The organism is Methylobacter sp. Wu1, from assembly GCF_036553575.1.
GTDB lineage: Bacteria > Pseudomonadota > Gammaproteobacteria > Methylococcales > Methylomonadaceae > Methylobacter.
In genome coordinates this window covers 38,020-51,023 of record NZ_JAZHOC010000085.1, presented here as the reverse complement: position 1 = coordinate 51,023, position 13,004 = coordinate 38,020, and the positions used below count along the sequence as shown (strand labels likewise).

6 protein-coding genes are annotated in these 13,004 nt (G+C 55.4%); all 6 read right to left on the bottom strand.

Features of this window, described 5'->3' with window-relative positions:
• Position 1 precedes the first annotated feature (1 nt).
• The 6 genes from V2P20_RS20025 to V2P20_RS20000 all read right to left on the bottom strand — a co-directional run bounded on the left by V2P20_RS20025 (position 2) and on the right by V2P20_RS20000 (position 13,003).
• Positions 2-2,062, bottom strand: coding sequence for a contractile injection system tape measure protein (locus V2P20_RS20025; protein ID WP_331821511.1), 2,061 nt, complete (start codon positions 2,060-2,062; stop codon positions 2-4).
• Positions 2,063-2,197: 135 nt separating this feature from the next.
• Complete coding sequence (locus tag V2P20_RS20020) at positions 2,198-4,732, bottom strand: hypothetical protein (protein ID WP_331821509.1); 2,535 nt, start codon at positions 4,730-4,732, stop codon at positions 2,198-2,200.
• Positions 4,733-4,772: 40 nt separating this feature from the next.
• The gene (locus tag V2P20_RS20015; protein ID WP_331821507.1) at positions 4,773-8,471 is read right to left on the bottom strand and encodes a hypothetical protein; all 3,699 of its coding nucleotides are present in this window, start codon (positions 8,469-8,471) and stop codon (positions 4,773-4,775) included.
• Positions 8,468-12,286 carry a baseplate J/gp47 family protein gene (locus tag V2P20_RS20010; RefSeq protein WP_331821505.1) on the bottom strand — a complete coding sequence of 1,273 codons (3,819 nt, stop codon included), beginning with the start codon at positions 12,284-12,286 and terminating at the stop codon, positions 8,468-8,470. Before V2P20_RS20010 ends, V2P20_RS20015 begins: the two co-directional genes overlap by 4 nt.
• Positions 12,286-12,729, bottom strand: a complete 444-nt coding sequence (locus V2P20_RS20005) for a GPW/gp25 family protein (protein WP_331821503.1) — start codon at positions 12,727-12,729, stop codon at positions 12,286-12,288. The genes V2P20_RS20010 and V2P20_RS20005 overlap by 1 nt, the downstream gene beginning before the upstream one ends.
• Before the next feature lie 4 nt (positions 12,730-12,733).
• On the bottom strand, positions 12,734-13,003 hold the full coding sequence (locus V2P20_RS20000; RefSeq protein ID WP_331821501.1) for a PAAR domain-containing protein: 270 nt from the start codon (positions 13,001-13,003) through the stop codon (positions 12,734-12,736).
• Position 13,004 lies beyond the last annotated feature (1 nt).

Below are 13,004 nucleotides of genomic sequence, written 5' to 3'. Positions count from 1 at the left end.
GTCAATAGCGCCACTCCACCCAAAGCATCCGATGCATCCAGGGCAGTTTTATCATGCCGATACCCCAGGGCAGCTGGTCCAGCAAAATATCGTAGGCTTTGTTTTCCACCTGTAAGCGCCAGTCGCCGTCATCACGCAAGCTGATTTTGCCGGGGCGGATCAGGAACGTTCCCCGCAAACCGTCGTCGCTGGTGCCTTTCAAGGCAGCCCAATGACGGATCACAGCTTCAAGCAGCGCAGTAGCTTCTTCGGTTTCTTCTGCCGTTAAAGGGGAATTGGTATCCACAGGCGTTTCCAACGCCAAATTTAATAGCACTTTAGGTAAAACCAGCTCATATTCGGGCGCGACCAGCTGGCCCGTGCCTAAAAAATGCAGCAGAGACAATGCCCGATCCGGGGCAATGAGCTGGTCGCCAACAACAATGTTTAATGCTCTGAAAAATTGCGGGAGAAACGGGTGCAACAGAACCAAACCTGCGTTGTTGATGTAAATATTTTCGCTAGCCATAACATTTGAAGTCCCTGCCGGTGCGCCTGGCTTTATTGACGGAGCAGAGGCCGACTGTTGTGCATCGGTATTACCGAAGAGGTTGAGAGATTGGTTTTTGGCAAGGGAGCCGACAATCTCATCAGGTGCTGCGCCAGCGGCTATCGATGCCATAGCTGACGTTGAAGTCTCAGTCGGTGCGCCTGGTTTTATTGGCGGGGCAGAGGCGAGCTGTCCTGCAGCATTACCAGATAGGTTGGAAAATGGAGCTTGGGCAAATGGGCCGGCCTCGTCAGGTGCCGCAACGGCTGCTGTCGATGTCGCGGCTGGCGTTGAAATCTCAACCGATGCGACTGGCTTTATTGGCAGGGCAGAGGCTGATTGTTCTGCATCGGCATTACTGAATAGGCTGGAAAATTGGGCTTGAGCAAGAGAAACGGCAGTCTCGTCAGGTGGTGCGTCGGCTGCTGCCGATGTCATAGCTGACGTTGAAATCTCAACCGATGCGTCTGGTTTTGTTTGCGGGGTAGAGGACGACTGTTTCGCATTGGCATTGCCGGATGGACCAGTGAGCTGGGTTTGAACAAAGGAACCGGCAGTCTCATGTGGCGCGTCAGTTGCTGCCGAAGTCACCGCTGACTTTGGGGTGTCGCTGGTTTCTATTGCATGCGCAATGTCGAATTCTGACGCGACTGTAACAGTTAATGGACTTCGCCTGGATTCTCCCGGTTGCTGCTGTTCATCGCTTAAAGCTTCAGGCCAGTGTCGCCTCAGCCAGCCAATCAACGCTGGCTGATGTTTGCAATCTGCAGGCAGCGCTTGCCAGATGTCGCGGATCATCTGTATGTCAGTGAGGGCTGAAGGTTGCTTTGCATGCATAAACGCCGTTTGCCAGATTTGAGACTGCAGCGCTCTGGCGATGTCCGCTGGCAATGGCTGGCTGGCCAGAGTCTGTAAAAGCTTATGGGCGATTTCGTTAACAGCAGGCGCCAGGTATGTTAGCAAGGTGTCTAAAAACGTTGTTGAGAACTGTAGCGAAAAACGTTTGGCTGCATCCGCCGTGGTCAAAGCGGCAAGCAAATCGGCATCAGCCAGCGGTGTCGCTTGCTTCCAGCTATTGAGCAGAAATTGCTCCAGATTTTGTCCTTCCGGCAGACGAAAAGACCAGGGGAGCCTGCCGGTTCTGGCGAAGTAAACCAATGCTTCCAGGGCCGCCTGCGGCTCAGTTTTATATTGGATTGCACCTGTCTGTTCCTGATCGGGATCGTTCTGCGGCAACGGGTGAATCCGGTGCGGGGAATCCTGCAGCCAGTGTTCGATCGCCTGGATTATCGCGGCGGGTAAATTGTCTTCCAGCCGGTCGGCAGCCAGAGTGCCGACATCGATTTCCATGCGTTCAACAACCAAGTGAGCGTCTTGCGGGGCATAAGCGTCCAGCAGGCCAGCCAATTTGGGCGTCAGCCATGTGTTGCAAAGATTCAGCAGCTGGTTATGTAATTCCCAGGCTTTGCTCTCGTCTCCTTTCAGGGTGACGTGGAGACTTTGCCGCTCGATGATATGATGGTTGCCGCTCATAAAAATTCTTGTACCGATTTCTATTATTATGCTATCGTTCAGACACTGGAAGTCGGATAGGCATATCCTCAGGGGCGCATAAGGTAACACCCGAAAGCGCCTACTTCCCTTCTCTCCAATCAATCACAGCAGCTATTACCATTTCTGGGCATCCTTCTTGCCGAAAATAATATTGATGGCATAGCCGCTTACCGAGTAATCGCTTAGGATAGCCATAATGTCTTCTCGTTTAATCGATTTATCTTCTGTGTGGATCAGTAAATCTATATCACTATGCTGATTGATTTTTTTGCCGGTGATTTTCTCGCGCAAGCCGGAAAAGCCTGTAGGAAAACTGTTTTCCGATGCTGTCCGGGATACCCAACTGCCGTTGGCCCACGGGCCTATTAACACGGCTTCGACAGTCAGACCTCCTACATTATAAGCTTCGTCTATAGCCTTTCCGATGCTTCCCAGCAGATTCTGCACCGATGCCGGCAAAGGCTTGGATGCTCTGAGCTTGATCATGCCTTCCCAGTCAATCAGATCCTGTTCCGTCGGCATGGTTGCGCTCGGAGATGGATACTTGGCCTGATGGTGAGCGTTTTCCTGCAGCCATTGGTATTCACCGGCGTGGTATTCATCACGCAAGCGGCATGTGACTTTATACTGCGGTAAATGGCCGAGAGGTTCCCATGCGCCTTTTTGCCAGCGATACACACCGTCGGGAGTGTAGGCGTAGCGGATCTGGTTGCCTTGCAGCCCGCCCCATTCGATACGGAACGTCTGGTCGGCAAAATAGCGAATAATCAACTTATCGCTAGCGCGGTCATAATCGAACACCACTCCGTTGGGGAAGGCCTGATTCAATCTCCGGGCTATAGCGGCAATCTGTCCGTTAATGAGTTCCTGAATAGGCACGCTGATTTGTTTGGGAATAAGGGGCTGTCCCTGAATTTCGTAGCGGTAGACGACGATGACATAGTTATCGGCCAGGAGGTCTTTATCGGCTTCCTTGGACCCGGAATAATCACGGCGGGCCAAGTTGCCCAAGTGCCTTCTGCTGTCGAACCATGGGTATGAGCACTCATTTACCGTCACCTTGCACAGGTCAGCCGAAGCTTCAACGCGTTCTATGCGGTAAGGCAGCGCGAAATCGGCGAGTACGATATTGGCGTTGATTCCGCTTCCGCCATATAACACCACAAAAGTACCATCGCGCAGAGCACCTGCCTGATGCTCCAGGCCAGGGTGTCTTTCCAGAAAATTTCCTATGGTATCAGTGCTGAGATAGAGAATGGAAATCGGCAAACGGTGGTTTTTGATCAGCTCGCCGAGAGTGGTGGTGACAGTCAGCAGATTTTTGCCGACATGGCCTTCTACCCTTAAAAAGTTGTACGCTTCCAGATCATAATCCAGCGGCTGGCGAACATGCGCGGGGCTATCGGCATATTCATGCCAGGAGAGAATGTTCCGGGCCTGCCAGTCTTTGCGGCTGGCGTCCCAGTAAGGGCGCAGTTCCGGCCGGTAATAGAACGGCAGCGCCTTGCCGGACAGATGGCGATAACCAGACTGGCTGGGGGTGATTTTTGGAGGAGTTGCATTGTACTCGTCCGGTAAAATATTGAAGTCTTGCACCATCCGCAGGAGCCGCTCGAACAAAAAGCGCAGCTCGCCGCGTCTGTTTTCGGCAAGGACCAGTGCCGGCGAAGGCAAAAACCGGCTGCGGTATTGCTGATTGACGGAATTTTTTAGGGCGCCTAATACCAGATGGCGCGGAAACAGGCTTGCATCCGGCAGGCATTCCGGCACGGCCTGCATCAGCGCGGCCCGAAGCTCATGATAGGCGGCGGTCAAGTCGCGCAGCCAGTCGTAGTAATACTGGATCGCCGGCTTGTCGGCCGGAAAATCGAACTGCTGATCCAGCTGGGCCAGTGCTGCATTGTCCAGGTCCGGGATCAGGAGTTTCAGATGGCCGTAGCTTTGGTTGATGGCATCCAGCAGGCGGCTGACGGCGGTTTTTGCATCCGTCTGTTTAGCAAAAAAATTCTTATAAACCTGCTGGTAATTCTGTAAGTCTGCCGGTGCAGCAAAATGAACGCGCGCCAGCGGGATTTCCGGCAGTTGCAGCGGAGTATAGGCAGTCAGCTTGTTCAGCTCTACCAGCAGGCGCCGGACTTTGACTTCAACCTCGGAGCCCTTGTCATCGCAGTTATTGGGGCTGCAATTACGCAATGAAGCTTGTTTGAGTTCCAGCATCAGCACCAGCGCTTTATCATCCAGAAAACCAGCCGGTGCTTCAGTCAACTGGTTGACATTGGCATCGCCCAGCGACTCGGCAGTCAACAATTCCCAGAGTGCAAACTGAGTATTGTTGTCTTTGAACGGCAGATAATGCAGGTCTTCGTCAGCGTCTAACTGGCGATAGGCGACCAGCTCCAGTTTTTCCTGCGGCTCTGCCAGCAAATAGCCTTCGGAGGTAATCCCGCAGCCTTTGGACAGAAAAATCCTGGTGGGTGCGGCAGGATTGTCCAGCGCGATGTCCAGGCCGCAAACGATGCCGATGCCGGTCAGATTGGCCCGCGTCAGCCGCTGCTGATCGTCCAGATAGCCGAACAGCTGGTTGAGATGCGCGTTAGTCAATACCTGATTGGCTTCGAAGACCGGATAGCTGGTTTGTTGTGGTTGCATGGCGATGTTACCGTTATCAGATGGTTGAATAGGGCCGAGTTCAGGTGTGCTGCGAACCAAGAGCGGTACTGCCTAGCCGTACCGGGTTCTGATCACTACCGTCATCGTAATCATGTAAAGTGGCTTGCGGATAGGTATTGTTCAATGCGGCCAATAAGGTGACGACTTGGTGCAAGGCGTAAGAGACTTCCCGGTAGCCGGCGTAGCGGCTATCAAGCAACTGCTGGAGCTTTTCCGCGGTGCCCGGCTTGAAGGTCAGCCCGCTGCAAAGCGCCGGCAAATAGAGGGTCAAAGGCGTGAAATCGGCGAAATCCTGCGCATTCCACGGCTGAGGAATAACGCGGTTGAGCATTTTGCCGTTCAGCCATTGATGGAAATGTTCACCGTAGCTGCCGAGAATGCTGGCGCTGCATGAGCATAAATCGGCCACAGGACCGTCAAGCCGGCCGGCTTTGAGGATGACGCGCACCTGCTCGGAAAGCCGTTCCTCGCTCCAATCGAAGCGCCGATTGACATCCAGCCATTGCTGCCAGGCTTGTTGGAAACGCTCGAATTGCCAGCCGCCGATAACCCGTTGCTGAAAATACTTGGTCATCGACGCTTTAATCTCGGCCCACTGCGCACTGTCGAGCTGGGCGGCGCAGTCAAGCCCGTCGGTTGTCAGCGGTGAAAATAAGGTCTGCAATTGGTTGTTCAGCACATCCGGCTGGAAAAACGTGGCGGCGTTGTTTTGATGCCAGTCGGTAAATGTCTGGTCGAACAAGGTATAGATGGCCAGGGTGCAGTTGTCGGCCTGTTGCCTCGTCAAAGCTTTAGCATCGGGAGCGGCGGTTTTGGCGATTAACCACGCAGACAGGCTCTGGATCAGCGCCTCGTCCCGGCTGAAACCGTCGTTCGCCACCCAGCAGATTTTGGCCAGAAGATGCGCCGGCATTTCTTTGCGGATGGTGCGTTCGGCAAAGCCGCGCATTTCCAGGTCATTGTTGTAAGGCGCTGTCCAGCCGGGCATCACCCAGGTTAAACGGAATGAATAGGGATCTTCGTCGCCGCAGACCGCGCAGTCGCCGCTGGAGCAGGCAGGATAGAGCGCATCGCCTGGAAATTTGGGGCGCAGCAATAGATGCTCGACGATGACGGCGCGTTGATCGGCGCTCCAGCTTAACAATTCGTCTTTAAATGCCTCGGCCTGACTTTTGCTGGCGAATAGGTCGGCGGATTGCCCGAGCGGCTGGCCGTCCGCATCTTGCAGCAAGAGATGGTATTCAAGGCTGTCAGCGCCTGCCGGTTCGATCAGATATGCGTCCGCTTTGCTGAATGCGGCAATCAGTCTGGCGTAGGCAAGCTGTCGCGCTGCCTCTGGCGTATCGGTCTCGAGTTTAACGTCGCCTTCAAACCAGATGCGGTACGTATCTTTCAGTTGGTAGGCGATTGCGTAGCCTGCCTCGTCAGGCTCGGTTTGGGTCCAGGCAAAGTCCAGGTCAGGAAAGCCCAACAGCAGCGCGACGCGTTTTTTAAGCCCCGCCGCATTGCCTTGCATGCCGGGCGTTTTATAGTCGAAGGCCCGGTAGCGGTTAGAACTGACGGCAGGATAGGCTTTCAGAAATGTCAGTTTGTCCTCGATCAGACGGCGTTGCGCGAAGGGCAATCCCTGCCGGCGCGTTAAAAGCAACGCATATTCGCTGAATTGTTCACCGAAGCGGGCCATTAAATGGTCGAGAAAGCGGTTGCGGCGCTGCTGAAACTCCTCTTCGGTTTCGGTCATTTTTTCCAAGGCGTCGAGGTTCAGGCCATCGGTCACATCGTTATAGCCTTTGATGATCTCTTCGTTCAGGCAATTGACGAAGTAACTGCGCTGTACCGCCGGGTCGAGCGAGAACAATTCCGCGCATTGGCCTATTTGCGCCAGCGCATTGGCAATGATTTGTTCGAATACCAGCAGATAGGCCTTAAGCTGCTTGGCCTGGGCCTGGCGCTGCTCTGAGGCGTGGGTGGGCAAGCCTTCAGCGCCTACTCCGTAAGCCGGGGGCAGGCCGTATTGCAGCGGATAGTAGTCGAGCGGGTCGCGAAATACGCCGGCAGGCGCGGTCAGATCTTCACCATCTGCCGTTTGGGAGCGCACTTTGGGACGGTTCTGTTCGCCGCGCAACTGTATCAAGGTTGACAAGGCTTCGTCGGCTCTGGGCCGAAGCGGCAGGCCGTCTTTGAAAAACACAAAGCTCGACAAGTGCCGATGGAAGCGAGGCTGGTGCTGCGGCGTGATCAACAGTTGCCAGTTGGCGCTGACTTTGTTGCTGTTGTCTGTGCCGTAACCGGGATCGGAGGCGCCTGTGGCCGGGTTGCCTTCTGCGTCGTATTTGGTCAGCAGCAGGTTGTTGACCGAGACGATGCCGTCGATATCCATCAAGCGGTTCATGATGTCCGAGGTGCGCAGCACCGTTCTTAACTGGGAGGCGGCCAGCGTCTCATCGCCGATAAAGCCGTTACTTAAGGCGGGGCCGTTGAATATGTCTTCCACCGGCGCATTGTCGGCTAGCCGTTCCTGTAAACTGTAGAACTCCAGCGGCGGATTGCAATACTGTTCGATGGCAAGCCAGATCCGGGCCTGCACCCGTTCGATATCGGCATCCGGCCTGACGTCTACGTCTGCACAGACTGCCACATCTTCGATATCCACCACCTTGACATGACAGTAGTCTTCATCCAGATTGCGATGCTGCTGCAATGCCTGTTTGGCGCTATTTACCGCTTGGCGGGCGACTTTGAGTTTGTGGCGGTAGCGCTGCAGCAAGCCCGAGGCGCCGGCATCCTCCAGTATGTTTGTCAGCTGCGCCAGCGTGGTCAGGTTTCGGCTGGCGGCATCGCCGAACATGCGCAACGCGGCATGTTCGATGACTGATTGCTGATTGTCGCTGAAATCGATCGTGAAACTGACATAGAAGACCTGGCGCCAGTGATCGCGCAGGTAGTTGTCCTTTTCTGAATCCGTTTCTTTAGTATCATCGCTGAGAACATCGTAACTTTTGTTGGCCCCCAGCCGGGTGACGGTCAGTGCGGAGAGCGGCGCGTCGCTGAAAAACGGCGCTTGCTGCTCGGGCTGCAACGTCTGCCAATGCGGAAAGCGCAGTTCTACGAGCGTGGCATGGGGGCGGCCTTCGCTGTCAAAGACCTGATAGCTGGCGGTAATCTTGTGATCGTTGAGATCGCCGAGTTCCGGATCGGCTTCGAGCTCCAGCAGAACGTCGTACAGACCGGCCACTTTCACCGGCGTCTGCTGCTCGGTTTGCGGCGCGTTATAGCCAAGCCGCAATTGGTGTTTTTTGTCGCACCAGGCGTAATAATCAAAATCGCAGCTGCAAGATTGGCTGAATACCCAGGCATTGCGCACCACGTCCAGATCGATCAGGAGCCTGCGAAAGTCATCAGGAGTTACCGGGTTGACGGTCAGGATTTCGCGGGCAGTAAAAAAGGCCTGATCGGGGTAGGGGTGAGCTGCGTTTGCCGGCGGCGCGGCAGATGTCAGCAGATCGGCTATCGGCCACTGGCTGCGGTAAGCGACATCTGTAATGGCATAGCACAGGCTTTCCAGTAGGGTAATGCCTGGATCATGGGCGTTGTAATCGGTCCACGTGTCACTGGCCAATTGTGCGATAAAGCCGATGCCCTCCCGGCGCAGACGGTAGTAGTCGGCAGCGGGCGAAAGCTCGGCATGTTTTTCTAGGGTGTCAGGTATCTTGCTCATACAGATTCACACGGACAGGCGGCGCCGGTGCTTGATTGCTGAACCGGATCAATAGGGGTGATGGTGTGCCGCCGGGCGGAAACCAGTATGGAAATCGCTTTGGAGCCGGTAATCACGGCATTGTCGGCAATGCTGGTTTCAGTGCCGTCGCCGCTCTGGATCGGATAGCGATGGGCCAATTGAAAATCGGTCACATAATCGACGTAAGGCAGTTCCTCAACGAAATTGAGCAATACCGAACGATAAACTTTGCCGCCAATGTTGGGGCTGCCGTCTTCAGTGAATGCCCAGGGCGAGAGAAAACGGGTGATGGCCTGATTTAACCGGCTGGTGTAAAAGTCTTTGTCCAGGCCTGAGTTGAAACAGACTTTAAAACGCGCCTCGACTTCTTCGAACTGAGGGTTTTTGACATGCAGCTGGACCGTCCCCGGCAGCCGTTTTTGCAAAAACGTTTTGATCTCTTCCAGAAGCCCCAGGCTGGTGTAAGGTCGCAGCGGATCGCGCTCGTTGTGAAATTGCTGGTTCGGAACGGTAATGACCGTGACATGGCCGGGGGCTAGTTCGCGATAGATGTTCCTGCCGTTGTCCTGGTCATAATAGGTATGATTCAGGCATTTGGCCTGATAAATTTGCGGAAACGCTTCCAGAATCAGGTGTTCATAGTCCCAGAGCGCGATGGCCCGGTCTTTATGCCGCAGGCGTTCGCTGACGCGGGTGTAAAAGGCATCGGCTTGCTCGGCGCCCTTGCCGCCGAAACCGGGAAACGGCTGGTGTATGCTTTTGACAGCGGCGTCCGGGATGGCAAGTTTGCGGATGGAGCCGGCTGCCAGGGCAGTGGCCGGAAACGCCGGGTCGTTATCCCGGTTGCTGAAGGTGGCGGTTAAGCCCTGGGCGGCAACCTGTTGCAGACGGCAGACGGCATCGCTCTCGCTGGCGACGGCGGCCTTGATCCAGTACTGCCCGGCAGGCAGCAGGCTATTGGCCGCGGAAGCATCGGCGGGTATCTGCAAAGTAATGATTCCGGAATGCAGCAGTTCATGACTGCCGTCCTGGATAGCGTTGGCGGCAAAGTCTATCCATTCGTTGTCGCGCAGATAACTCCAGTGGATATGCTGCGGTTTCGGTTTGACGGATAACGGATCGGCGGTACCCTCAGCTACCTGAAATAATAGCGCCAGATTTTGCCCCGGATTGAGATCACTGACGCCGATGTAGAATTCGGCCGCCTGACCGGCGGGATCAGTAAAGTGCTTGAACTGCGGCAGCAAATAAATAGCCGGATCGGGCGCGGCGATTTTCAGAAACGGATGCTGTTCGGCCTGCCCGAACGGCGCCAGATGGAAAAAGCGCGCCTGGCGGATTTCGAAGTCGGCTTGATCTACGCTTTTAAACGCCAGAAGTTGCGCAGCGGTATAGTCCAGCGTCAGCTCACTGATGAAAGGGCCTACGGGCGGGACTGGCTTTGATTTGGCAGCGTCTCCAGTAACTCTGGCAGTCTTGGTGGCAGAGCCGGTGATGTAATCGATCAAGGCTTGTTCATATTGGCTCTGCCCAAAGTCCTGCAGCAGTTTTAACCGTAAATAGCCGTGCCGGGATGCCGTGTCGAAAGGTGTCGGCGCTGAAAGATCGGGGGCATCGACAAACAGCTGGCTCAGATCGGCTGTGTGAGTAATTGTCTTAGCCTGAGAATTCGGGTCATTGGCAGACGGGCGGCTTGAACAGGCATCGTCAATGGCAGTCGATGTTGAAAAGCCGGGGATATCGGCAAACGCGCGGCTCAGATCATCCGTCAGCTTCAACTGGCTGCCGGTGACAGGGAATTGCAGGTCCTTGATCTCCTCCCAGGTACCGGCTTTCAGAAACTCTACACCTATTTCTACGTCTTTGGCGTCGGGGTAGGGTGCAGGAGGATTCTGCCATTTCAGCTTGAGCGTGCATTCGGCAAGCCGCTTCTGGAAGGCTTCCTTGCAACCGATAATCAGGCTGCTGTTGGACACAGGCAAAGCGCCAAAAGGTTGAAACGGCTTGCCGGTGTCGACCGGGCCGAAATCGTTGCTGACCGTCAGCGTTTTCAGATCATTTACCGTAACGGTCAGGAGAATCTGGTTCAGGCGCAACGTTTTCAGCTTGTCATAGGCAAAATCGCGGCCTGAATCGTGGGCCAGCTTTACCAATAATACCGGCAAATCGGTATCCAGACTGTAACCATGGACTTTAGCCAGATAAGGGGTGATGGCAGGGGCCGAGCCGTCCAGCGTCAACACGATTTGCTGTTTATGGGGCAGGCTTGCCGTTACCGGAATCCAGTCCTTTTTACCGCTGACAAAGCAGAGCAGATCCGTACTGCCGATGCGGTCGGGCAACGGGGCCGGAAAGATCAGCGTGATCGTGCGATGGCCTTCCGACAGCAACAAATAATGTGAGGCCAGCGCAAAGCCGATTTCGGCCTTGGGCATTCTGATCTCGCTCAGCGCCCCTAGGCTGTAAACTTTGTTGAAGAACGGATGCCAGGAGTGATCCGCCGAGGTCAGCTTGGCACCCAGGCCGTCATCAGAATCGGCGACGGACGAGGCGAACAAGCGGCCGTTGTGCTGGTTTTTCAGGCCGGTTTCGCCGACGTCGCTATGGTGATAAACGGTTTTCAGGGCCGTGACTTTAGCCCGGTTGGCGACAAAATCGCGGTCAGCGGCATAAACCACTTCCTTCCCTGACGCATCTTTGCCGGCTTTGAACAGCGTATCGCGATTAATCAGGCGGGTGTCGGCCTGTTTGGCCAGTTCCACCAGCAGATGAACCTGGCCCGGCTCGGCGGGTTTTTCCTTGAGTTTAAGCACTTCCCGATAATAAAAATCCAGATGGCGTCTGGTCAGCGTGTTGACTTCGGCCCGCGCATGTTCGAACAGTTGCAGAAATGCCAGAAACAACGCGTAGTGAGGCTCATGATCGCTGCGCTGGCTCAGGTTGTCTTGCAACGCCTGCTGCGCATCGCCGACGCTGCGGGCGTAGGCTTTCAGAAACTGATCGAAAATGGCGGTAAACAGATTGTGGGTGGCGATATGGTTGAGGCGCTCGAACACATCGCCACTGCTCCCGTATAACGAAGCATCCGGCACAATGGCTGCGACATAATCGCTCCAGTTGGCGTGGTCGCCGGCCATCCAGTCGCTGGAGAAACTGGCCTGCTCGATGGCTCTGAAAACACCGGCGCTGGCGCCTAAAATCATCAGTTCCGGACGCGCATCGGCAAACACCGGATCGGTTCCGGGAAAGGCTTTGTGATAAGCGATCAGGTTCCGGAAACTCGTTGCCAATTGGCTGCGAATCAGATTGCCCAGCACCGGTTTGAGCGGGTTTTGCTCACTTAACTGCGATTTTAGCTGATCCAGCTGCGCAGCCAGGCTGGCGATGGCGCTGAACAGGCAGCCTAAGTGCTGCTTCAGGGCGTTGTCTTTGCGGCTTTTCTCGGCGCTGCTGTCTGCGCCGGAGGCAGCGTTGCTGCGGTGATTTAAAAAATCGAAACTGGTTTTGAGGGTGTTCTGGTAATGGCCAATATCCTGGGTTGCGGCAATCGCCAGCAACACCGCGTCATTGCCGCCGAAAAAATCCTCCCAAGTGCCGCTGACGTTATGGCCGGCATCGTAAAATTGCAGATGCCGGGCATAGGCTTTGGCAAACACCAGCGCATGTTGCAGTTTGTGAGCATCGACAGGCGCGTAAGCCGGGTCCAGTTCGGCGAGGAAGCGTTGATCCTGGCGTGTGCCCTCATGGATCAGCTTCAACGGGTTGGTGTTCTGATTGCAATCGTTCGCCATCATCAGGCCCCATCAGGTAGCAAATTGACGGTTGTAGTGAGGTTAATGTCGGTGCCCTCTGTTTTGTAGTAGGGATAGACGAAGTTGAACCGGGAGTTGGTGGTTTTGACCCGGTAATCGATCTCGATCAACACCACGCCCTCCAACTGTTGATCTTCGCGCAATCTTACACCGTCAAGCAGAATGCGCGGCTCGAAATAGAGAATGGCGGATTCGATTTTGTCGGCCATCAATGTCTTCATGCGCGTGTCCAGGTTTTCGAACAACAGCTCATCCAGATTACAGCCGTACTGCGGCAGCATCAGCCGTTCGCCTGGGCGGGTGCTGAGCAGGATTTCCAGGCTGGACGCAATATCGGCTTCCTCGGCCAGCATCTCGACGCCGGCATTGCTGCGATTAAAGGTGGGCGGGAAAGACCAGCCGCGGCCGAGAAAAGAGTTTGCCATGATGTCAGCCGCCGATTAATACAGTCGTGGCCCCAGGCGGCAGAATGGCGCCGCCGGCGGCTGTTGAGTCGCCGATTCTTGCAGCCGGCAGACCGGCGATCATTACGGTTGCCGAACCTTTGATAATGGCATCGGCGCCGCAGCTGTCGCCCATGCGCGCCGCCGGCAGGCCGGCGATCATCACCGTGGCCGCACCGGGCGGAATAATCGGGGTAGGGGCGCCCTGGGTAGCCGGGCTGACGATCATGTCGCTGACGCGTGCGGTGGGAAGCATG